The organism is Simplicispira psychrophila DSM 11588 (assembly GCF_000688255.1).
Lineage (GTDB): Bacteria > Pseudomonadota > Gammaproteobacteria > Burkholderiales > Burkholderiaceae_C > Simplicispira > Simplicispira psychrophila.
In genome coordinates this window covers 1-20401 of sequence record NZ_JHYS01000005.1, presented here as the reverse complement: position 1 = coordinate 20401, position 20401 = coordinate 1, and the positions used below count along the sequence as shown (strand labels likewise).

The window sequence follows — 20401 nt, the reverse complement described above, 5'->3', positions numbered from 1 at the left end:
AGGCCTTTGAGAGCGCGAATGCGCTCTTGCAGGTTCCCTGTGCTGCCACGGCAGGAGTGGCAGGCTACGACTTACGGGAGGCTTGGATGTCAATGGGTACTACGAAACGCATTGCTAATCGACTGGCTGGAGTGCTGTGCTGGGTTAGCGCCTGGGCCGGTACCGCTGCCTATGCGGTCAACGATCTCCCCGGTGGCCCGGCGGTAAATCAGTTGAACCTGGCACCGCCCGTCACCCGAATTGCCGAGGAACAGCATTTTTTGCATTGGATGATGCTGATCGTCTGCACGGTGATTTTTATCGGCGTGTTTGGCGTGATGTTTTATTCCATTTGGCACCATCGCAAATCGCGCGGCGCCAAGGCCGCTAATTTCCATGAATCGGTCACCGTCGAGTTGATCTGGACGGTGATCCCATTTGTCATCGTGATCCTCATGGCACTGCCTGCCACCAAGGTGCTGGTGGCGCAAAAGGACACCACCAACGCCGACCTGACCATCAAGACCACGGGCTACCAGTGGAAATGGGGCTACGACTATCTGCAGGGGGAAGGTGAAGGTCTGTCCTTCATTTCCACCCTCGACAGCAGCCATCGCCAGATGTCCAATAGCGGCGACGTGTCCCAGGCGCCCGATGATTACCTGCTGAAAGTCGATTACCCGCTGGTAGTGCCGGTAGGCAAGAAAGTGCGCATCATCACCACCGCCAACGACGTGATCCATTCATTCATGGTGCCGGCCTTTGGCATCAAGCAGGATGCCATTCCGGGCTTTGTGCGCGACACCTGGTTCCGTGCTGACAAGGTGGGCGACTACTACGGTCAATGCGCCGAGCTGTGCGGCAAAGAGCATGCCTACATGCCGATCCATGTGAAGGTGCTGTCGGCGCCGGAGTACACCCAGTGGGTGCAGGTCCAAACCCAGAAGGCCGCGGCCTTGCTGGATGACCCAGCCAAGGTTTGGGTGCTACCCGCCTTGCTGGCCCGCGGTGAAAAGGTCTATGCCGGCAACTGCGCCGCCTGCCACCAAGCCAATGGCAAGGGCGCCGGGCCGATCAAGCCACTCGATGGTTCGGCCATCGTCAAGGATGCCGACCACACCCGGCAATTGCAGGTGGTGTTGCATGGCGCTGTCAACGGTGCCATGCCATCCTGGAAACAGCTCAGCGATACCGATCTGGCGGCTGTGGTCAGCTATACCAAAAATGCTTGGTCGAACCAGACGGGGCAGTTGGTGCAGCCGGCCGAAGTGCTGGCGCAGCGCACCAAGTAAACAGCATCGAAAAGCAGGGGAAATCCACCATGAGCGCAGTTCTCGACAACCCTGGGTATGTCGGCCATCCGGCAGGCCATGCGGATGGTCACCACCATACGCCCACCGGCTGGCGCCGCTGGCTGTTTGCTACCAACCATAAGGACATTGGCACGCTGTACCTGTTGTTTGCCTTCACCATGCTGATGGTCGGTGGCGTGCTGGCGCTGCTGATCCGCGCTGAACTGTTCAAGCCCGGTTTGCAACTGGTCAATCCCGAGATGTTCAACCAGCTCACCACCATGCATGGCCTGATCATGGTGTTTGGCGCCATCATGCCGGCGTTTGTCGGCTTTGCGAACTGGATGGTGCCGCTGCAGATCGGCGCCTCGGATATGGCATTTGCGCGCATGAACAACTTCAGTTTCTGGTTGATGGTGCCAGCGGCGATTTTGATGATGGGGTCTTTCTTCATGCCTGGCGGTGCACCCGCGGCGGGCTGGACGCTGTATGCCCCGCTGACGCTGCAGATGGGGCCTTCGATGGATTCGACCATTTTTGCGATCCACCTGCTGGGGGCTTCGTCGATCATGGGGGCGATCAACATCATCGTCACTATTTTGAATATGCGTGCGCCGGGCATGACGCTGATGAAGATGCCCATGTTCTGCTGGACTTGGCTGATCACGGCCTATCTGCTGATTGCGGTGATGCCAGTGCTGGCGGGCGCCATCACCATGACGCTGACCGATCGCCATTTCGGCACCAGCTTTTTCAACCCGGGCGGCGGCGGCGACCCGGTGATGTACCAGCACATTTTCTGGTTTTTCGGCCACCCCGAGGTGTACATCATGATCTTGCCGGCGTTCGGCATCATCAGCCAGGTGGTGCCGGCTTTCTCGCGTAAGAAGCTGTTTGGCTATGCCTCGATGGTGTATGCCACTTCCTCGATTGCGATTTTGTCGTTCATCGTGTGGGCGCACCACATGTTCACCACCGGTATGCCGGTGACGGGTCAGCTGTTTTTCATGTATGCCACCATGCTGATTTCGGTGCCCACGGCGGTAAAGATTTTCAACTGGGTGGCCACCATGTGGCGTGGCTCGTTGACCTTTGAAACGCCGATGCTATTTGCCATCGGCTTCATTTTTGTCTTCACCATCGGCGGCTTCACTGGACTGATCTTGGCCCTGGCGCCGATCGACGTGCAGTTGCAGGACACCTATTACGTCGTTGCCCATTTCCATTACGTCCTGGTGGCCGGCTCCTTGTTTGCCATGTTCTCGGGGGTGTATTTTTGGCTGCCCAAGTGGACGGGGCGCATGTATGTCGAGCGGCGCGGCCAGATCCACTTCTGGTGGTCGCTGATTTCGTTCAACGTCATCTTCTTTCCGATGCACTTCCTGGGCCTGGCCGGTATGCCGCGCCGCTATGCCGACTACCCGATGCAGTTTGCTGATTTCAATGCGTTGGCCAGCGTCGGGGCATTTTTCTTTGGCTTTGCGCAGGTGTATTTTTTCCTGGCGGTGGTGCTGCCTTGTATGCGCGGCAAAGGGGCACCAGCGCCGCAAAACCCGTGGGAGGGCGCTGAAGGACTGGAATGGCAAGTGCCTTCGCCGGCGCCATTCCACACGTTTGTCGAGCCGCCTCGGCTCGATGAAACCGCGACCCGAGTGATCGGTTGAGGTGCCCCATGACCCCACAGCAGAAAAAAGACAATCTACGCACCGCCCTGGTGCTGGCGAGCGTGGCCGCCGTGTTCTTCGCCGGGATCGTGGTGAAGATGCTGCTGTTGGCGCACTGAGGGCCAGGCCATGCGCAGGCACCGCGAAAATGCCCGGATGGTGCTCAAACTGATCGTCATCACGCTGGGCATGTTTGCCTTTGGCTATGCCTTGATTCCGATTTATAAGCGTATCTGCGAGATGACGGGCATCAATATCCTGGCGCTGTCGGAGCGCCAAGTGCCCGGCAATGGCTCGGCGGGACGGGATGTGCGCCTGCCAGCCAATACCCAGATCGATCGCAGCCGCACCATCACCGTCGAGTTTGACGCCAACGCACGCGGCCCCTGGAAATTCAAGCCGGCGATCCGCTCGCTGAAAGTGCATCCCGGTGAATTGGCTACGGTGATGTACGAGTTTCAGAACGTCCAGAACCGCCGCATGGCTGCCCAGGCGGTGCCCAGCTACGCCCCGGCCCGAGCGGCCGCGCATTTCAACAAGCTGGAATGTTTTTGCTTTAACCAGTACACGCTGGAGCCGGGGGAAAAAAAAGAGTGGCCAGTGGCCTTCGTCATTGATCCGCGCCTGTCCAAAGATGTTGCCACCATCACCCTGTCCTATACGTTTTTTGAAGTCGGTGGAAAAACACCCCCAGCGCCCCCCTCGACGGCGGCATGGGCGCCGCAGCAGGTGCCGACAGGCGCTGGATCATGAAAGAGCAGCGTCCCCAGAGTCCGCCAGAGACGCGCCGCACGGGTTCGTGGCTGCGCACCCTGCGGGCCGTGGCTTGGTCGATGATCGGGGTGCGTAAAGACAGCCAATACCAGCAGGATCTGCAAAAAATCAATCCACTGCACCTGATTGCCATCGGACTGCTAGCGATTTTTACGCTCGTGCTGTCGTTGATCGCGTTGGTGCATTGGATTGTGTGAAAGGTGGGATGCTGTAAAGCCTCCCATGGGATCAAAGACCGGGTGTCCTGCATCTCCCATTCAGGACACCCCATACCGAGGAGCTGAAATGCGTACATCTGGCCAGGGCGCAACCCCGTACTACTTTGTCCCTTCTGAATCACGCCACCCCATCATGGCGGCTGCAGGACTATTTTTTGTCATGCTGGGCGCCAGCCAATGGATCAATAGCTACGAGTGGGGCAAATATTGCTTCTTCTTTGGCCTGCTGTGGTGGCTGTTGGTGCTCTTTCAGTGGTTCAAAGAGGCGATCCAGGAAAGTGAAGGTGGGTTTTATGGCCACAAGATTGACCTCTCTTACCGCTGGAGCATGAGTTGGTTCATCTTCTCGGAAGTGATGTTTTTTGGCGCCTTCTTTACGGCGCTGTGGTGGGCGCGTGCCCATTCAGTGCCAGCCCTGGGCAGTCTGGATAATTCGCTGCTGTGGCCTGGTTTCAAGGCGATCTGGCCCAGTCTGGCGGCTGGTGCTACGGCTTCGCCCGCAGGCATCGTTGAGCCGTTCCAGACCGTCGGGCCATTTTGGCTGCCGACCATCAACACGGCGCTGCTGCTCACCTCAGGCGTCACTTTGACGATGGCGCACTATGCACTGCGCGCAAGCCATCGCCGTAAAGCCGTTGCCTTCATGTGGGTGACGGTATTGCTGGGTATCTCATTTTTGACCGTACAAGGCTACGAGTACTACCACCTCTATACCGAGTTGAACCTGAAGATGACCTCGGGCATTTATGGCTCCACTTTCTTCATGCTGACCGGCTTCCATGGCTTTCACGTCTTCGTCGGCATGTTGATGTTGTTGTTCATCACGCTGCGTCTGCAAAAGGGCCATTTCACGGCGGACAAACACTTTGGTTTTGAAGGTGCCACCTGGTACTGGCACTTTGTGGATGTGGTCTGGCTCGGTTTGTATGTTGTGGTTTACTGGATGTAGGGCGCCCTTGCCGTCGGTTTGCCGTGTTCACCAGCCCTCTAGCGTGGCCCCATGGGCAGGCCGGTGGGCTGGATGTAGCCCAGCTTCCAGGCGGCCAGGAGGCAGACAAACAGCAGTATCGACAGACCCACCCGCCAAGCCAGCGCTTGCGCCATGCGTGCGCCCCGGTCTTGCTCGGTGCGGTTTTTGCGCACCATGAAAAACAACGCCACTCCCAGGCTGGCCAAAATGGCTACAAAAGCAAGCAGCACGAATATTTTCATGGCGCTGATTATCCCGTGACACCCGGCAAAACACTGCATCTGGATGTGCGTTTCTGGTTGCTCACCGTGGCTGCGGTGGCCACGATGGCGGCGACGGCTGCGCTGGGGCGCTGGCAGCTTGATCGTGCCGCGCAAAAGGAAGCGCTGCACGCGGCCATTGAAGCGCGCTCACGCCTGCCCGTGCTGGACGGCGCCAGCTTTGGTGTGCCATCTGGGGCGGCTGCAGATATTCCCGCCTTGTTGCATCGGCGGGTGTTGCTGCGCGGGCAATGGTTGCCCCAGTACACCGTTTTTCTGGACAATCGCCAGATGCAGGGCCATGTGGGGTTTTTTGTCGTCACGCCGCTGCAACTGTCCCAGGGCGCTGGGGTGGTCCTGGTGCAACGCGGCTGGGCGCCGCGCAATTTTCAGGACCGCACCGCTCTGCCCGCCATCGACACGCCCACCGGGCCGGTGCAAATAGCCGGTCGGTTGGCCTTGCCGCCTTCCCGGCTGTATGCGCTGGGGGGAGATACCCCTATGCAGCAGGCTTCGCCTATCCGACAGAATCTGGATATGACCGCTTTTCGTATTGAAACCGGTTTGCTGCCCGCCGATGTCGCCGTGCTGCAGACCGATGCAGGCAGCGAAGGCCTACAGCGCGATTGGCCAGCGATCCAGACCGGCGTTGAAAAGCACTATGGCTACGCCTTCCAGTGGTTTGGGCTTTGTACCTTGGTAGCACTTCTCTATGTCTGGTTCCAACTTGTCCCACGCTTCCTGCCCACACGTCCCCGCACCGCTGCCTGAGGCGGAGGCTTCTTTGGCGCCCCGTACCAGCCGTTTTGCCCGCTGGAAAATGCTCGGCGTGCTGCTGGTGTGCGCAGCCCCGGTGCTGGCGTCCTACTTCACCTATTACGTCGTGCGTCCAGAAGGGCGGCGTAATTTTGGCGAACTCATCGAGTCGCAGCGCAGTTTGCCGACTTTGACGGCGACGGCGCTGGATGGGCACCAAAGCACGCTCGATACGCTCAAAGGCCAATGGCTGCTGGTCAGCGTGGCGCCGGGACATTGTGCTGCCAGCTGTCAAAACAATCTGTACTGGCAGCGCCAGATGCGTGAAAGCCTGGGCCGCGAAAAAGACCGGGTGGACTGGGTCTGGTTAATCACCGATGACGCGCCCCTGCCCGACGCCCTCCTGCCCGGCCTGCAGCAGAGTACCGTGCTGCGCGTGGACGCTGCAGCCCTGGCGCAGTGGCTGGCGCCGGCGCCGGGGCACGCTTTGGAGGAGCATTTGTATGTCGTCGATCCGATGGGCCACTGGATGATGCGTTTTCCGGCCGGCATGGATGCCGCTGCAGCCGCCAAAGCCAAGCGTGATCTGGATCGCCTGCTGCGCGCCTCGGCCAGCTGGGACACGGCGGGGCGGGAGCCGCCGCTGTAATGGCCATGCCGCAGCCCCTCTACGATCTGACGCCGCTGCTGCAGATGCTGCTGCTGGGGGCGCTGGTGGCATTAGGGCCGTTGCTGTGGGTATGGCGGCGCCACGTTGGCAGCGCACGCCAGCGCCGCTGGCAGGCACTCACCGTGCTCACGCTGTTTCTGACCTTTGATCTGGTGCTGTTTGGCGCCTTCACGCGCCTGACCGATTCCGGGCTGGGCTGCCCCGACTGGCCCGGCTGCTACGGCAACGCCAGTCCGCTGGGTGCTCACGCCCCGATTGCCGCTGCCCAAACTGCCATGCCTACTGGCCCGGTCACCCACCGCAAAGCCTGGGTGGAAATGGTGCACCGTTACCTAGCGACGGGGGTGGGGGCGTTGATCACGGTGCTGGCCGTGATGGCGTGGCGCGAACGGGGACGCGTGCGCAAAGATGCGGCTGGGGCGTTGCCGCTGCATCCTGGTTGGGCCACCTTCACCCTGGCGTGGGTGTGTCTGCAAGGCGCGTTTGGTGCCTTGACCGTGACCATGAAACTATTCCCGGCCATCGTCACCCTGCATTTAGTCGGTGGGCTGGTGCTGCTGGTTTTGTTGGCGGTGCAAGCCGTGCGCCACTCCCAGGCGGTGCAGGATCAGCAGCCGGTGGTGCTGGGGCGCGGACTGCGCTGGCTGCTCTTTCTGGCTGCGCTGGCGGTGGGTGTGCAAGTGCTGTTGGGCGGCTGGGTCAGTACCAATTACGCCGTACTGGCGTGCAATACCTTTCCGTTATGCCAAGGCAGCTGGTGGCCCGCCATGGATTTTGCCCAGGGCTTTGAAGTGTGGCGCGCACTGGGAATGCGCGCAGACGGCAGTCTGCTGGATTTTTCGGCCCTCACTGCCATCCACTATGTGCACCGGTTGTTTGCGTATGTGGTCCTGCTGTGGCTGGGGCTATTGGCATGGCGTATGCACCGTGCGGCGCTGGCTCTGCCATCCTTGGTCGGGGCACGCACCTTGGGTGCACAAGCCCGCTGGCTGGCGACTCTGGCACTGCTGCAACTGGTCAGCGGCCTGAGCAACGTAGTGCTGGACTGGCCGCTGCTGGCGGCGGTGCTGCACACGGGGGGAGCGGCGGCGCTGGTGCTGGTGCTCACCTGGGCGTTGGGTGCGAGCCGCAGTGCGGCGCTGGTTCAGCGTTCGCTGTCTGCAACTACTGCGCCTGTCGGCGCTGGGAGAATTTCTGTATGACTGCTGCCACTTTTTTCTCTTCTGCGCCCTCCCGTCTGTCGCAATACTACGTGCTGACCAAGCCGCGGGTGCTGCAGCTGATCGTGTTTTGCGCCTTTATCGGCATGGTGCTGGCCGTGCCTGGGCTGCCCAGTGGCGCCGAGGTGCTCAAAATGGCCGTCGCTTGCGTCGGCATCTGGTGGGTGGCGGGCGCCGCTGCCGTGTTTAATTGCCTGGTCGAGAAAACCATCGATGCCAAGATGCGGCGCACCTCTTGGCGCCCCACGGCCCAGGGTCAGTTATCGGACCGGCAAGCGCTAGCGTTTTCGGTGGCGTTGTGTGTGGCGGGTTCGGTGGTGTTGTATGTGTGGATCAACCCGTTCACCATGTGGCTGACACTGGCGACCTTTGTCGGTTATGCCGTGGTCTATACCTTGGTGCTCAAGCCGCTGACACCGCAAAATATCGTGATTGGCGGGGCGGCCGGTGCCATGCCGCCCGTACTGGGCTGGGCCGCGCTGCGCGGTGATGTCGGCCCCGAGGCGCTGATCCTGTGCCTGATCATTTTTTTGTGGACGCCGCCGCACTTCTGGGCTTTGGCGCTGTACCGTGTCGAGGACTACCGCAAGGCCGGTTTGCCCATGCTGCCGGTGACGCATGGCAACCAGTTCACCCGGCTGCAAGTGTTCTTGTATACCCTGATCCTGTTTGCCGGCTGCCTGATGCCCTTTGTCTACGGCATGAGTTCGTGGATCTATCTGGCCGCCGCCATGGTGTTGGGAGTAGGGTTTTGTGGCTACGGCTTTGCGTTGTGGCGCCATTATTCCGATGCGCTGGCCCGCAAGACCTTCCGCTTTTCCCTGATCCACCTGAGTACGCTGTTTGCCGCACTGCTGGTGGATCATTATGTTTTCTGATTTTTTACCGAGGCTCCATGCTGAAACGAAACGCTCTTAAATTAATAGCTATTAGCGCAATGTCCATAAGCGCTGCAGCTGTTTTAAGTGCTTGCTCCCAAAACAAGACTGAATTTCGGGGGGTGGATATCACCGGCGCCGATTACGCGCGCGACTTTTCTCTGACCGACCATAACGGCCAGGTGCGCAGCATCCAGGACTTCCCGGGCAAGGTGGTGGTGGTGTTTTTTGGTTTTACCCAATGTCCCGATGTCTGCCCGACCTCGATGCAGGAACTGGCCCAAGTCAAGCAGGCGCTGGGTGCAGACGGCGAACGTCTTCAAGGCATTTTTATCACCGTAGACCCTGAGCGCGACACACTGGACATGCTCAAGGCCTACATGGGCAATTTTGATTCGAGTTTTTTGGCGCTGCGCCCTACACCCGAGCAGCTGCCGGCATTGGCCAAAAACTACAAAATTTATTACAAAAAGGTCGATGGCACCACAGCCACCAGTTACACCATGGACCATTCGGCGGGCAGCTATATCTACGACCCGCAAGGGCGTTTGCGCGTCTACAACCGCTACGGTAGCGGTGCTGAGGCGCTGACCCAGGACGTGCGCGCGCTACTGCACGAGGGGCGCTGAGCCTTTGCGCACCGCCCAGTCCACGCGCTCGGCGGGTCAGGCGTATTCGATCAGCGTTTTTTTCATTTTTTTCATGGCTGCCGACTCGATTTGCCGAATGCGCTCAGCGCTGACGCCGTACACAGCGGCCAGTTCGTGCAGCGTCATGCCGCCCGAGCCATCGTCGTTGACGTTGAGCCAGCGCTCTTGCACGATGCGCCGGCTGCGCTCGTCCAAGTCCGACAAAGCCGTGGCAATGCCATCGGAGGACAACACATCGCGCTGGCGTGATTCGAGCATGGCAGTGGGCTCATGCGTCGCATCGGCCAGATAAGCGATGGGCCCAAAGGCCTGCTCGCCGTCATCGGATGGTGCGGGGTCCAGCAGCACATCGCCACCGGACATGCGCGTTTCCATCTCCATCACCTCTTCGCGCTTGACGTTGAGCTGGTCCGCCATCAGGTCGATTTCCTGCTCGGACAGGGTGTTGCGGTGCGTGTCGTTGTTGGCGGCACTGGCCTGGAAGCGTTGCTTCATCGAGCGCAGGTTGAAAAACAGCTTGCGCTGTGCCTTGGTGGTGGCCACCTTGACCATGCGCCAGTTCTTCAGGATGTATTCGTGGATCTCGGCCTTGATCCAATGCATGGCATAGCTGACCAAGCGCACGCCCTGGTCGGGGTCAAAGCGCTTGACGGCTTTCATCAGTCCGACATTGCCCTCCTGGATCAGGTCACCGTGCGGCAAACCATACCCCAGGTATTGGCGTGAGATCGACACCACCAAGCGCAGGTGCGACATCACCAGCCGGCCCGCAGCATCCAAGTCGTTGTTGGCGCGCAGATCGCGCGCAGCGCTTTGCTCTTCTTCCAGCGTCAGCAGCGGCAGTCGATTCACGGCCGAAATGTAAGCGTCCAAATTACCCAGCGGCGGCACCAACATCCAAGGATTGGGTGCGGCCAGAGCGGTTGTCGCGGATCCAGTTTGAATGGTCATTCAGGACTCCTTTTCTCTAAGCATTCATCATATTAGCACTCTGTTGGAGAGACTGCTAAGGCGGTAGTTCCCGTGGACGTGTCAGGAAAAATCCCGCCTGCATGGCATTAATTTTTATGCCATTTTGACCTGTATCGCTTATGGGATAAGCGCCATCAGCTATTAAAAAGTGAGTTATTTGATTTTTTTGCTGTAGGCGAACTGGCCGGAATTTGTCCTGTCTGTGCCTGTGCCTTGGCTTCGGCAGCGGCAAAGCCAAAGCGCATCAACGTGCGCTGGCGCGCCTGGGCGTGATCGACCACGGGCGCCGGGTAGTCCACACCAATGCGCACACCGGCCTGGGCCAGCACCGCCGCGCTGGCGCTGGTCGGCGCGTGGAGGTATTTGTCCGGCAGGCCGGCCAATTCAGGCACATAACGGCGGATGAAGCGCCCTTGCGGGTCAAATTTCTGCGACTGCGTGGTCGGGTTGAAGATGCGAAACCACGGCTGGGCATCGCAGCCGGTGGATGCGGCCCACTGCCAGCCGCCGTTGTTGGCGGCCAAGTCGTAGTCGTTCAGGTGCTGGGCAAAATGGCGCTCGCCCCGGCGCCAGTCGATACCCAAGTCTTTGGTCAAAAACGACGCCACCACCATGCGCAGGCGGTTGTGCATGTAGCCGGTCTGGTGCAGCTGGCGCAGGGCGGCATCGACCAGCGGGTAGCCGGTGTGCGCCTGGCACCAGGCGGCCCACAGTTCGGGTGCGTCGTCCCAGGCGATATGGTCGTAGGCCGGTTTGAACGCCTGGGTGACGACATGCGGGTGGTGCCACAGAATCATCTGGTAGAAGTCGCGCCACACCAGCTCCGACAGCCAAGTGGCTGCGCCTTCGCCGCCATGGCCTGCATTTTTATGTTGCTCTGCCAAAGCCGCCAATTCGCGCACCGACACGGTGCCAAAGCGCAGGTGGACCGACAGATAAGACACGCCCTTGCGCGCCGGGAAGTCGCGCGCTTCACGGTAGCCGTCGATGCGCTGGGCAAAGTCAGCCAGCAATTGGCGCCCGCCTTGCATCCCGGTAGGCATCGGCAGGTCGGCCAGATTGCTCGGCGTAAAACCCAACGCTGCCAGCGGGATCAAGGCTTCGCGAGCGGGCTTGAGCGCCAAACGCGCGGCGTACTTGGCAATCGGGTAGGGCTGCAACTGAAACGCATCCAGCCGCTTGAGCCAGGCGCTGCGGTAGGGCGTGAACACGCTGAACGCCGTGCCAGCCTGGGTCAGTACCTCGTTTTGCTCCAGCACCACCTGGTCCTTGAAGTCAATCCAGCCAATGCCGTGCGCCGCCAGTTGCTCGGCCACGGCGCGGTCGCGGGCGATGGCGTCCGGCTCGTAGTCGCGGTTGGCGCAGACCTGGCTCACGCCCAGCGATAGAGCTAGCTGCACGATATGGTCGATGGCGCGGCCATGGCGCACCAGCATCCCGCTGCCCGTACCGTCAGCAGCACGCGACAGATGGTTCAGTGCACTATCCAGTTCTTGCAGGCTGGCGTGGATAAAGTCCACGCGCCGGTCACAGCGGCTGGGCAAAGCATCGAGGATATCGGTGTCAAAAACAAAGGCGCAGTGCACCTGATCGGCAGTGCGCAGTGCGTGGTGCAGGGCGGCGTGGTCGTGGCAGCGCAGATCGCGGCGGAACCAGACAAGGGCAGAGGTCATAGACAGGTCACCAATTTTCGACAGCTCAATCCGCCGGACTGAACAGATCCACCCGGTCAGTAATGATGCCGTCCGTACCCAAGTCCCACAGGCGCTGCGCGGCCCAGGCATCGTTGACGGTGTAGCTCAGGCAGCGCAGGCCTGCGCTTTTGGCTTGTGCCACGGTGGAGGCGTCCCATAGCGCGTGGTTGCAGACCACCGCCACGCAGCCGAGCATCCGCGCCGTGTCCAGCCAGTCGGTGCTCAACGACTCCAGCAACAGGCCGCGCGGCAGGGCCGGAGCCCCGGTGCGCGCGCCCGCCAGTGCTTCAGTCTGGAACGAGGTCAACAGCGGCGGCACTGCGCTGCCTTGCCACAACTGCGCAGCGCGGCGGGCCACCCCCTCGCCGGTTTCGCGCTCGGTACCCGGCGTGGGCTTGAGCTCCAGGTTCAGAACGCAATGGTTGGCCAGACACCAGGCGGCCACGTTGTCGAGTGTGGGCAACGGTTCGCCCGCGTATTCACGCGAATGCCAGCTGCCAGCGTCCAGCTGCGCCAGCGTCGCCCAGTGGTGCTCGCCAGCGACCCGGCTGGCGTCAGCCGACAGCTGTGCTGCCGCATGGGTGGTGCGTGTCAGCGTGCTGTCATGCAGCAGAAAGGGCACGCCATCGGCGCTCAATTTCACGTCACACTCGAACATGCGATAGCCGTGCGCCGCGCCCCGGCGGAAGGCGGCCAGCGTGTTCTCGGGCGCCAGTTGGCCAGCGCCGCGGTGTGCAATCCAGCGTGGGTAGGGCCAGGGATCGGTGGTTTTCATGGACTGGACTTTCGGCAGGAGGTCGGAGATGTCGCAGATAAAGGGGCGTCAGCGGTACGCGCTGCTCTGGGTGTCGAAGCGCTGCAGTCCAGCTTACTTTGACGGGGCAGGTTATTGCACCATGGTCTGCAAGGTTTTGTGCGTTGCACCATGCTTGCGGTGACACTGGTTACACACACATTGTGTAAGCCCGCATTTTTTAATACTGGATTTTTATGCCCACTACTTCCCTGGACAAAAGCAAGATCAAATTTTTGTTGCTGGAGGGCGTACACCCTTCCGCGCTGGAGGTGCTGCGCCGGGCCGGCTACACGCAGATCGAGTCGGTGGCGGGCGCCTTGCCGGAAGACGAGCTGAAGCAAAAAATGGCCGATGTGCACTTTGTCGGTATCCGCTCGCGTACCCAGCTCACCGCCGAGGTGTTTGCCTGCGCGCCCAAGCTGGTGGCCGTGGGCTGCTTTTGCATTGGCACCAACCAGGTCGATTTGAACGCCGCCCGCGAGCGCGGCATCGCCGTGTTCAACGCGCCGTACTCCAACACCCGCTCGGTGGCCGAGCTGGTGCTGGCCGAGGCGATCTTGCTGCTGCGCGGCATCCCCGAAAAAAATGCCGTAGCGCACCGCGGCGGCTGGCTCAAGTCGGCCGACAACGCCTACGAGATTCGCGGCAAAACGCTGGGCATCGTCGGCTATGGCTCCATCGGCACCCAGTTGTCGGTGCTGGCCGAAGGTCTGGGCATGCAGGTGGCGTTTTACGACGTGGTCAGCAAGCTGCCGCTGGGCAATGCGCGCCAAGTGGCCTCGCTGCACGAGCTGCTGGGCCAAAGCGACATCGTCAGCCTGCATGTGCCTGAATTGCCCTCGACGCAGTGGATGATTGGCGCCGCTGAAATCGCTGCCATGAAACCCGGGGGCATTTTGATCAACGCCGCACGCGGCACGGTGGTCGAGATTGAGCCGCTGGCCCAGGCGCTGCGCGAGAAAAAACTGCTCGGCGCCGCCGTCGATGTGTTCCCGGTCGAGCCGCGCAGCAACAAGGACGAGTTCATCTCGCCGCTGCGCGGTCTGGACAACGTCATCCTGACGCCGCACATCGGCGGCTCAACCATTGAAGCGCAGGCCAACATCGGCTCCGAAGTGGCAGAAAAGCTGGTCAAGTACAGCGACAACGGCACCTCGATTTCGTCGGTCAACTTTCCGGAAGTGGCGCTGCCGGCCCACCCTGGCAAGCACCGCTTGCTGCACATCCACCGCAACGTGCCCGGTGTGCTGTCAGAAATCAACCGTATTCTGGCGGACAACCACGTCAACATCGCTGGGCAGTACCTGCAGACCAACGAGGCGGTGGGCTATGTGGTGATCGACATGGACGCTGCCTCGTCCGATCTGGCGCTGGAAAAGCTGGCGCAGGTCAACGGCACCATCCGCAGCCGCGTCTTGTTCTGAGTCTGAACCGCAGGGGCGCCGCCGGGGCATCTGACAGAGGGACGGTCTGGGCGGTAACGCTGTCATAAAATCGCGGCCCCACGGCTCCTGGGCGCGCGGCGCCCACACCAGGTCTCACCCCATGAATGTTCCGATTGCATTGGCCGCCCTGCAGGCGCAGGCTGCCGAGCCCGCCCGTTTGCGCGAAATCCCCTACAACTACACCTCGTTCTCGGACCGCGAGATCGTCATCCGCTTACTGGGCATGCCCTCGTGGGACGTGCTCAATCGCTTGCGCAGCGAGCGCCGCACCGGCCGTTCGGCGCGGATGCTATACGAGGTGCTGGGCGATATTTGGGTGGTGCAGCGCAATCCGTACCTGCAAGATGACTTGCTGGACAACCCGAACCGGCGCAAACAACTGGTCGAGGCGCTGCTGCACCGTCTGGCCGAGGTGGAAAAACGCCGCACCCCCGCCGTGGACGCCGAGCGCGACCGCCGGGTGGGCGAGCTGGTGCAGGCCGCGCACCGCGCCGTGGCCGAGTTCGATGCCACCTTCGTCCTGGCCACCAGCCTGCGCCGCGACATTGCGCGCACCCTGGGGCGCTGTACCGCCAAAGACAACATCAAGTTTGACGGCCTGTCGCGCGTCAGCCACGTCACTGACGCCACCGACTGGCGCGTTGAATACCCGTTTGTCGTGTTGACCCCGGACACCGAGGCTGAAATGGCCGCGTTGGTCAAAGGCTGCATTGAGCTGGGCCTGACCATCATTCCACGTGGCGGCGGCACCGGCTACACCGGCGGCGCCATTCCATTGACTTGGAAGAGCGCCGTCATCAACACCGAAAAGCTCGAAGCCATGACCGAGGTGGAAATGTGCAGCCTGCCGGGCGTGGAGGGCGAAGTCGCCACCGTCTGGACCGAAGCCGGCGTGGTGACGCAGCGCGTCGCCGACGCCGCCGAGCGCGCCGGTTACGTGTTTGCCGTCGATCCAACCAGCGCCGAGGCTTCGTGCGTTGGCGGCAACGTCGCCATGAACGCCGGTGGCAAAAAAGCCGTGCTGTGGGGCACGGCGCTGGACAACCTGGCCAGCTGGCGCATGGTGACGCCCGAGGCGCAGTGGCTGGAAGTGACGCGGCTGAACCACAACCTCGGCAAGATCCACGATGTCGAAATGGCCAGCTTTGAGCTGCAGTATTTCGAGGCCGATGGCAAAACCTTTGTACGCACCGAGCGGCTGGATATTCCCGGCAGCACGTTCCGTAAAGAAGGCCTGGGCAAGGACGTCACCGACAAGTTTTTGGCCGGCCTGCCGGGTATCCAGAAAGAAGGCTGCGACGGATTGATCACCAGCTGCCGCTGGGTGGTGCACCGGATGCCAGCGCACACCCGCACCATTTGTTTGGAGTTCTTTGGCAACGCCAAGGACGCCGTGCCGAGCATTGTCGATATCAAAGACTTCATGTTTGCCGAGCAAAAGCGCTCGGGCGTGGTGCTGGCCGGGCTGGAGCATTTGGACGACCGTTACCTGAAAGCTGTCGGGTACGCCACCAAAAGCAAAAAGCACGGCGGGCTGCCGAAGATGGTGCTGTTTGGCGACATTGCCGGTGACGATGCCGACGCCGTGGCCCGTGTCACCAGCGAAGTGGTGCGCCTGGCCAATGGCCGCAGCGGCGAAGGCTTTATCGCCACCAGCCCCGAAGCGCGCAAAAAATTCTGGCTCGACCGCAAGCGCACCGCGGCCATCAGCCGCCACACCAACGCCTTCAAGATCAACGAAGACGTGGTGATTCCGCTGCCGCGCATGGCCGAATACACCGACGGCATTGAGCGCATCAACATCGAACTGAGCCTGCGCAACAAGATCGCGCTGTGCGACGCGCTGGCCGAGTTTTTGCAGAGCGACCAGCTGCCGCTGGGCAAACAAATCGACGCCGCCAACCCAGTGCCGTCGGCCGAAGTGCTGGGCGACCGCGTGGCGCGCGCCATCGACTTGGTGGCCGAGGTGCGCACGCTATGGGCTGGCTGGCTGCAAGACGTGGAGATGTTGTTCCCGCAACTGCAAGACCACAGCCTGCGCGCCAGTTGGAAAACCCAGCTGCGCACGCCGTTGCAGGCGATTTTTTCCGGCGCTGCCTTTGCGCCGATCCTAGAAGAAGCCACCGCCATCCACCAGCGCGTGCTCAAGGGCCGGGTTTGGGTGGCGCTGCACATGCACGCCGGCGACGGCAACGTGCACACCAACCTGCCGGTCAACAGCGACGACTACGCCATGTTGCAAACCGCGCACGGCGCCGTCGCCCGCATCATGGTGCTGGCGCGCAGCCTGGGCGGCGTGATTTCGGGCGAGCACGGTATTGGCATCACCAAGCTGGAGTTTTTGACCGACGAAGAACTGCGCCCGTTTGCTGAATACAAGCAGCGCGTCGATCCGGAAGGGCGCTTCAACAAAGGCAAGCTGCTACGCAATCAAGAGCTGCCAGCGCAGGTGGGTAAAGGGCTAGAGGCCGATTTGACCCAAAAATCGCTGATGTATGCCGATTTGACCAATGCCTACACGCCCAGCTTTGGCCTGATGGGACACGAGTCGCTGATCATGCAGCAAAGCGACATCGGCGCCATTGCCGCCTCGGTCAAGGATTGCCTGCGCTGCGGCAAGTGCAAGCCGGTCTGCGCCACCCATGTACCGCGCGCCAACCTGCTGTATTCGCCGCGCAACAAGATCTTGGCGACCTCGCTGCTGGTCGAAGCCTTTCTGTACGAAGAGCAGACGCGCCGTGGCATCAGCATCCGCCACTGGCAGGAGTTTGAGGACGTAGCCGACCACTGCACCGTCTGCCACAAGTGCGAAAAGCCGTGCCCGGTCGATATCGACTTTGGCGACGTCACCATGAACATGCGCAACCTGTTGCGCAAAATGGGCAAAAAAAGCTGGCGACCCGGCAACGCGCTGGCGATGGCGATGCTCAACACCACCAGCCCCGAAAAAATCAAACTGCTGCGCGCCGGCATGGTCGGCGTCGGCTTCAAGGCCCAGCGCTTGGCGGTGGATGTGCTGCGCAAAATCAGCCGCAAGCAGACCACGCGGCCACCGGCCACCGTCGGCACGGCGCCGATCAAAGAGCAGGTGATCCACTTCGTCAACAAAAAGCTGCCCGGTGGCCTGCCCACGCGCACCGCACGCGCGCTGCTGGACATCGAGGACAAAGACTACGTGCCGATCATCCGCAACCCGCAATCGACGACGGCGGACACCGAGGCGGTGTTTTACTTCCCCGGCTGTGGCTCGGAGCGATTGTTCAGCCAGGTCGGCCTGGCCACGCAAGCCATGCTGTGGCACGCCGGCGTGCAAACCGTGCTGCCGCCGGGCTATTTGTGCTGCGGCTACCCACAGCGCGGCTCGGGCCAGTTCGACAAAGCCGACAAGATGATCACCGACAACCGGGTGCTGTTCCACCGCGTCGCCACCACGCTGAACTACCTCGACATCAAGACGGTGGTGGTCAGCTGCGGCACCTGTTACGACCAGCTGGCCGGCTACGAATTTGACAAAATTTTCCCCGGCAGCCGCATCATCGACATCCACGAGTTTTTGCTAGAAAAAGGCATCACCCTGCCGGCCGGTCAAGGCGGCTACCTGTACCACGAGCCGTGCCACAACCCGATGAAGCAGGGCGACGCGATGCAAACCGTCAAGGCGCTGGTCGGCAACAACGTTATCAAAAGCGAGCGCTGCTGCGGCGAGTCCGGCACGCTGGGCGTGACGCGCCCGGACATTTCGACCCAGGTGCGTTTCCGCAAGGAACAGGAAATCAAAAAAGGCGAAGCCCAACTGCGCGCCAACGGCACCGTGCCGGCGCAGGGCAACGTCAAAATTTTGACCAGCTGCCCAAGCTGCCTGCAAGGCCTGAAGCGCTACGAGGACGACACGCAAATCGGCCTGCTGGAAGCCGACTACATCGTCATCGAAATGGCCAAACAGATCCTGGGCGAGAACTGGCTGCCCGAGTTTGTGCAACGCGCCAACAACGGCGGTATTGAGCGGGTGTTGGTGTGATGGCAGCCGCGCACGACTGCCCGTTGTGCCAGCAAGACGGCGGCCAGCTGGTCTGGCGCGGCGACAAGTTGCGGGTGATTCGCGCGGAGGAGGCGGGCTTTCCGGCCTTCTACCGCGTGGTGTGGCATGACCATGTGGCGGAGTTTTCTGACCTGGACGCTGCTGACCGTGCGCACTGCATGGAGGTGGTGGTGCAAGTCGAACAGGCTTTGCGCCAGCACCTGCAGCCGATCAAGATCAACCTGGCCACGCTGGGCAACATGGTGGCGCACCTGCACTGGCACGTGATGGCGCGCTTTGACTGGGACAGCCACTTCCCGGCGCCGGTGTGGGCGGCAGCGCAGCGCGCGCGGGCGATGGAGCGAGAGGCAGCAGTGCGCGAGCGTCTGCCTGCGGTGGAAGCGCAGTTGCGCCAAAACTTGGGGCGCTAGGCGCCGCCCACTGAAAACCGCCCTTGGCACAGCGCGTCCCTGCCCTGAGGGACTGCGCCTCGTGCGTGTGCCGTGCCGTTCCGTTACAGCAACTCAATGCCAAAGCGCCGGACTGCCAGCGCAAACAGCCCAAAGCAAACGACGGTGATGACAACGCAGGCCAGCAGGGTCGGCCAGAATCCGAGGCGCACGAGAAAAAACGGAAAAGCCAAGAACATCGGCAAGGTGGGGACGACGTACCAGAAGGTGTACCAAGCATGGTTGGCGATTTTCTCGGGCGGCTGTTTTTCTACGTAAAGCCAGATCAGGGTGAGCACCGTCACCAAAGGAAGCGCTGCCATCAAGCCGCCCAGTTTGTCACTGCGCTTGGCCGCCTCAGAGACAAGTACAACCACTGCGGCAGTGAGAAAATATTTTGTGATTAACCAACTCACGATTTCACCTCGCTTTGATACAAGTTTGTTCCCCCAGTCATGCAATGGGTTGATCCAATTGCAGAAACGTGTGTAGAGGTAGAGATCACACGTATCTGTAGAGTATCGGAGAGTTGTCTGCAACGCCGTGCGGGCAACCTGTTCAGGTCGCCCGCTTTGGCCGCTGCGATGTAAGACGGTTATTTCGTCTGCAAGCTGCGCAGAAACTCGATCACGTCGGCGCGCATGGCAGCATCCGGGACAAAAAACGGATGTGCGCTGTTCGCGCCTCGCGCCGGATCGAGGAGCTTGTTGGCCGCATCTTTGAAGTCGGTGCCTTTTACTTCATCGTCATGCAAGAGCGCTGTCCTGCGGGACAGATCAAGTAGCAAAGGCAATGCCACGCCACGAACGTCGCCGCGTCGGCTCGCGTCCAGGACAATCATGCGGTCGTCAAAGAAAGGGCTGGGTCCGCCCGAGTCTTGAATCGGGTCCAGCGGCGCTGCTCTTTCCAAAATCACCTGAGGTGCATAACCGGGATACATCGTTTTCATCGGTACCACGTTCGTTGGTACGAACTTGTTCGGATCGACTTGGTGGCATCCGGTGCATCCAGCGCCGCGAGCGCTGGCCAAGGTGCGGAAGATGTCCTGGCCCCTGGCCCCTGGCCGCCGCTGCATGATCAATGTCAGCGGGTGCCTTGGGCGCCTGCAAGCTGTCCAGATAGGCATTGAGGTTGAGCAATTTAGTTTCGTCCACGCGGGATCCAGTCGTTGCTTGCGGCGATCCAGGCGGTAAGGCGATCGGGTCTGTGCGTGCGGTGACGAACGGCACGACATCGCTCGTGGCCTGATTCGGCCCAATGACCCCGGTGGCGCGCAATACGTGCTCGTAGTCGGCGGCAATCTCGTCGCCCACCGGCCCCGCAACCTTTCTGAGGAACTCTTTGCCTCTTGGCGACAGGATGCTGGTGGGATCTAGGCTGACCAAATGCGCGGCAAGCCCCGTCCAAGTCAGTCGGCTGCGCAGCAGCCTAGAGGCAGAGACGCCTGATTTGGGCGGGCAAGGATAGCGCTGCCCGCGCAAGCGGACATAGGTATTCAGTGGGGCGTTTGCTGCTGCTCGATATACCTGCGGATCACATCAAGGGGAGCACCACCACAGGACGAGGCAAAGTAGGAAGGCGACCACAGCATGTTCTTCCAATACCTGTTGGCAATGTCCGGGCGCTCTTTTCGCAGCAGGCGGCTAGACACGCCCTTGAGGCTGTTCACCAGGTTCGATACCGCCACCTTGGGCGG

At 61.2% G+C, this 20401-nt stretch carries 21 protein-coding genes; 14 read left to right on the top strand and 7 right to left on the bottom strand.

The window, feature by feature from the left end:
- Positions 1 to 92: 92 nt before the first annotated feature.
- The 6 genes from coxB to Q390_RS0106630 all read left to right on the top strand — a co-directional run bounded on the left by coxB (position 93) and on the right by Q390_RS0106630 (position 4876).
- The gene (gene coxB, locus Q390_RS0106655; protein WP_037472399.1) at positions 93 to 1271 is read left to right on the top strand and encodes a cytochrome c oxidase subunit II; all 1179 of its coding nucleotides are present in this window, start codon (positions 93 to 95) and stop codon (positions 1269 to 1271) included.
- 29 nt (positions 1272 to 1300) lie between these two features.
- On the top strand, positions 1301 to 2935 hold the full coding sequence (ctaD, locus tag Q390_RS0106650) for a cytochrome c oxidase subunit I (RefSeq protein ID WP_027995359.1): 1635 nt from the start codon (positions 1301 to 1303) through the stop codon (positions 2933 to 2935).
- Between the two features lie 8 nt (positions 2936 to 2943).
- Positions 2944 to 3054: a cytochrome oxidase small assembly protein gene (locus Q390_RS20150; RefSeq protein WP_211250426.1), complete on the top strand. Its 111-nt coding sequence runs from the start codon at positions 2944 to 2946 to the stop codon at positions 3052 to 3054.
- 10 nt (positions 3055 to 3064) lie between these two features.
- The gene (locus Q390_RS0106640) at positions 3065 to 3688 is read left to right on the top strand and encodes a cytochrome c oxidase assembly protein (protein WP_027995358.1); all 624 of its coding nucleotides are present in this window, start codon (positions 3065 to 3067) and stop codon (positions 3686 to 3688) included.
- Positions 3685 to 3906: a DUF2970 domain-containing protein gene (locus Q390_RS0106635; RefSeq protein WP_027995357.1), complete on the top strand. Its 222-nt coding sequence runs from the start codon at positions 3685 to 3687 to the stop codon at positions 3904 to 3906. Before Q390_RS0106640 ends, Q390_RS0106635 begins: the two co-directional genes overlap by 4 nt.
- Positions 3907 to 3994: 88 nt before the next feature.
- Positions 3995 to 4876 carry a cytochrome c oxidase subunit 3 gene (locus Q390_RS0106630; RefSeq protein WP_027995356.1) on the top strand — a complete coding sequence of 294 codons (882 nt, stop codon included), beginning with the start codon at positions 3995 to 3997 and terminating at the stop codon, positions 4874 to 4876.
- A 38-nt stretch (positions 4877 to 4914) separates the two neighbouring features.
- Here the strand turns inward: Q390_RS0106630 and Q390_RS0106625 are convergent, their stop codons facing one another.
- Positions 4915 to 5139: a twin transmembrane helix small protein gene (locus Q390_RS0106625; RefSeq protein WP_027995355.1), complete on the bottom strand. Its 225-nt coding sequence runs from the start codon at positions 5137 to 5139 to the stop codon at positions 4915 to 4917.
- Positions 5140 to 5223: 84 nt separating this feature from the next.
- On the opposite strand from Q390_RS0106625, the gene Q390_RS0106620 reads away from it, so the two are divergent.
- The 5 genes from Q390_RS0106620 to Q390_RS0106600 are packed head-to-tail and all read left to right on the top strand — an operon-like array spanning position 5224 to position 9310.
- The gene (locus Q390_RS0106620) at positions 5224 to 5928 is read left to right on the top strand and encodes an SURF1 family protein (protein ID WP_084153820.1); all 705 of its coding nucleotides are present in this window, start codon (positions 5224 to 5226) and stop codon (positions 5926 to 5928) included.
- Entirely contained in the window at positions 5870 to 6562 is a 693-nt protein-coding gene (locus Q390_RS0106615) for a hypothetical protein (protein WP_051603091.1), read from the top strand. The genes Q390_RS0106620 and Q390_RS0106615 overlap by 59 nt, the downstream gene beginning before the upstream one ends.
- Complete coding sequence (locus tag Q390_RS0106610; RefSeq protein ID WP_027995352.1) at positions 6562 to 7785, top strand: COX15/CtaA family protein; 1224 nt, start codon at positions 6562 to 6564, stop codon at positions 7783 to 7785. Before Q390_RS0106615 ends, Q390_RS0106610 begins: the two co-directional genes overlap by 1 nt.
- Positions 7782 to 8681, top strand: a complete 900-nt coding sequence (gene cyoE / locus Q390_RS0106605; protein WP_027995351.1) for a heme o synthase — start codon at positions 7782 to 7784, stop codon at positions 8679 to 8681. The genes Q390_RS0106610 and cyoE overlap by 4 nt, the downstream gene beginning before the upstream one ends.
- 17 nt (positions 8682 to 8698) lie before the next feature.
- Entirely contained in the window at positions 8699 to 9310 is a 612-nt protein-coding gene (locus tag Q390_RS0106600) for an SCO family protein (RefSeq protein WP_211250425.1), read from the top strand.
- Positions 9311 to 9346: 36 nt separating this feature from the next.
- Here the strand turns inward: Q390_RS0106600 and rpoH are convergent, their stop codons facing one another.
- From rpoH to ugpQ, 3 genes are all read right to left on the bottom strand, one after another.
- Positions 9347 to 10282, bottom strand: a complete 936-nt coding sequence (gene rpoH / locus Q390_RS0106595; protein ID WP_027995349.1) for an RNA polymerase sigma factor RpoH — start codon at positions 10280 to 10282, stop codon at positions 9347 to 9349.
- A gap of 155 nt (positions 10283 to 10437) precedes the next feature.
- Positions 10438 to 11976 (bottom strand): cryptochrome/photolyase family protein, encoded by a 1539-nt coding sequence (locus Q390_RS17790; RefSeq protein WP_084153807.1) that lies wholly within the window; start codon positions 11974 to 11976, stop codon positions 10438 to 10440.
- Positions 11977 to 12001: 25 nt separating this feature from the next.
- The gene (gene ugpQ / locus Q390_RS0106585; RefSeq protein WP_027995348.1) at positions 12002 to 12772 is read right to left on the bottom strand and encodes a glycerophosphodiester phosphodiesterase; all 771 of its coding nucleotides are present in this window, start codon (positions 12770 to 12772) and stop codon (positions 12002 to 12004) included.
- Positions 12773 to 12987: 215 nt separating this feature from the next.
- Here ugpQ and serA point away from each other — a divergent pair, with 215 nt between their 5' ends.
- The 3 genes from serA (at position 12988) to Q390_RS0106570 (ending at position 18687) form a co-directional block, all read left to right on the top strand.
- Positions 12988 to 14217 carry a phosphoglycerate dehydrogenase gene (gene serA, locus Q390_RS0106580; RefSeq protein WP_027995347.1) on the top strand — a complete coding sequence of 410 codons (1230 nt, stop codon included), beginning with the start codon at positions 12988 to 12990 and terminating at the stop codon, positions 14215 to 14217.
- Between the two features lie 121 nt (positions 14218 to 14338).
- Positions 14339 to 18256 (top strand): DUF3683 domain-containing protein, encoded by a 3918-nt coding sequence (locus tag Q390_RS0106575; protein WP_027995346.1) that lies wholly within the window; start codon positions 14339 to 14341, stop codon positions 18254 to 18256.
- Complete coding sequence (locus Q390_RS0106570) at positions 18256 to 18687, top strand: HIT family protein (RefSeq protein ID WP_027995345.1); 432 nt, start codon at positions 18256 to 18258, stop codon at positions 18685 to 18687. Before Q390_RS0106575 ends, Q390_RS0106570 begins: the two co-directional genes overlap by 1 nt.
- Positions 18688 to 18770: 83 nt before the next feature.
- On the opposite strand, the gene Q390_RS0106565 is transcribed toward Q390_RS0106570, so the two are convergent.
- The 3 genes from Q390_RS0106565 to tnpA all read right to left on the bottom strand — a co-directional run.
- Positions 18771 to 19121 carry a DUF3147 family protein gene (locus Q390_RS0106565; RefSeq protein WP_027995344.1) on the bottom strand — a complete coding sequence of 117 codons (351 nt, stop codon included), beginning with the start codon at positions 19119 to 19121 and terminating at the stop codon, positions 18771 to 18773.
- A 179-nt stretch (positions 19122 to 19300) separates the two neighbouring features.
- Complete coding sequence (locus tag Q390_RS17785; protein ID WP_027995343.1) at positions 19301 to 19654, bottom strand: hypothetical protein; 354 nt, start codon at positions 19652 to 19654, stop codon at positions 19301 to 19303.
- Between the two features lie 546 nt (positions 19655 to 20200).
- A partial coding sequence (tnpA, locus tag Q390_RS0106555) for an IS200/IS605 family transposase (RefSeq protein WP_027995342.1) occupies positions 20201 to 20401 on the bottom strand: 201 nt, incomplete at its 5' end.

Excerpts from the sequence above, each read along its gene's own strand:
- coxB (WP_037472399.1), top strand. The coding sequence starts at position 93 with ATGGGTACTACGAAACGCATTGCTAATCGACTGGCTGGAGTGCTGTGC.
- ctaD (WP_027995359.1), top strand. The coding sequence starts at position 1,301 with ATGAGCGCAGTTCTCGACAACCCTGGGTATGTCGGCCATCCGGCAGGC.
- Q390_RS20150 (WP_211250426.1), top strand. The coding sequence starts at position 2,944 with ATGACCCCACAGCAGAAAAAAGACAATCTACGCACCGCCCTGGTGCTG.
- Q390_RS0106640 (WP_027995358.1), top strand. The coding sequence starts at position 3,065 with ATGCGCAGGCACCGCGAAAATGCCCGGATGGTGCTCAAACTGATCGTC.
- Q390_RS0106635 (WP_027995357.1), top strand. The coding sequence starts at position 3,685 with ATGAAAGAGCAGCGTCCCCAGAGTCCGCCAGAGACGCGCCGCACGGGT.
- Q390_RS0106630 (WP_027995356.1), top strand. The coding sequence starts at position 3,995 with ATGCGTACATCTGGCCAGGGCGCAACCCCGTACTACTTTGTCCCTTCT.
- Q390_RS0106625 (WP_027995355.1), bottom strand. The coding sequence starts at position 5,139 with ATGAAAATATTCGTGCTGCTTGCTTTTGTAGCCATTTTGGCCAGCCTG.
- Q390_RS0106620 (WP_084153820.1), top strand. The coding sequence starts at position 5,224 with ATGGCGGCGACGGCTGCGCTGGGGCGCTGGCAGCTTGATCGTGCCGCG.
- Q390_RS0106615 (WP_051603091.1), top strand. The coding sequence starts at position 5,870 with ATGTCTGGTTCCAACTTGTCCCACGCTTCCTGCCCACACGTCCCCGCA.
- Q390_RS0106610 (WP_027995352.1), top strand. The coding sequence starts at position 6,562 with ATGGCCATGCCGCAGCCCCTCTACGATCTGACGCCGCTGCTGCAGATG.
- cyoE (WP_027995351.1), top strand. The coding sequence starts at position 7,782 with ATGACTGCTGCCACTTTTTTCTCTTCTGCGCCCTCCCGTCTGTCGCAA.
- Q390_RS0106600 (WP_211250425.1), top strand. The coding sequence starts at position 8,699 with ATGCTGAAACGAAACGCTCTTAAATTAATAGCTATTAGCGCAATGTCC.
- rpoH (WP_027995349.1), bottom strand. The coding sequence starts at position 10,282 with ATGACCATTCAAACTGGATCCGCGACAACCGCTCTGGCCGCACCCAAT.
- Q390_RS17790 (WP_084153807.1), bottom strand. The coding sequence starts at position 11,976 with ATGACCTCTGCCCTTGTCTGGTTCCGCCGCGATCTGCGCTGCCACGAC.
- ugpQ (WP_027995348.1), bottom strand. The coding sequence starts at position 12,772 with ATGAAAACCACCGATCCCTGGCCCTACCCACGCTGGATTGCACACCGC.
- serA (WP_027995347.1), top strand. The coding sequence starts at position 12,988 with ATGCCCACTACTTCCCTGGACAAAAGCAAGATCAAATTTTTGTTGCTG.
- Q390_RS0106575 (WP_027995346.1), top strand. The coding sequence starts at position 14,339 with ATGAATGTTCCGATTGCATTGGCCGCCCTGCAGGCGCAGGCTGCCGAG.
- Q390_RS0106570 (WP_027995345.1), top strand. The coding sequence starts at position 18,256 with ATGGCAGCCGCGCACGACTGCCCGTTGTGCCAGCAAGACGGCGGCCAG.
- Q390_RS17785 (WP_027995343.1), bottom strand. The coding sequence starts at position 19,654 with ATGAAAACGATGTATCCCGGTTATGCACCTCAGGTGATTTTGGAAAGA.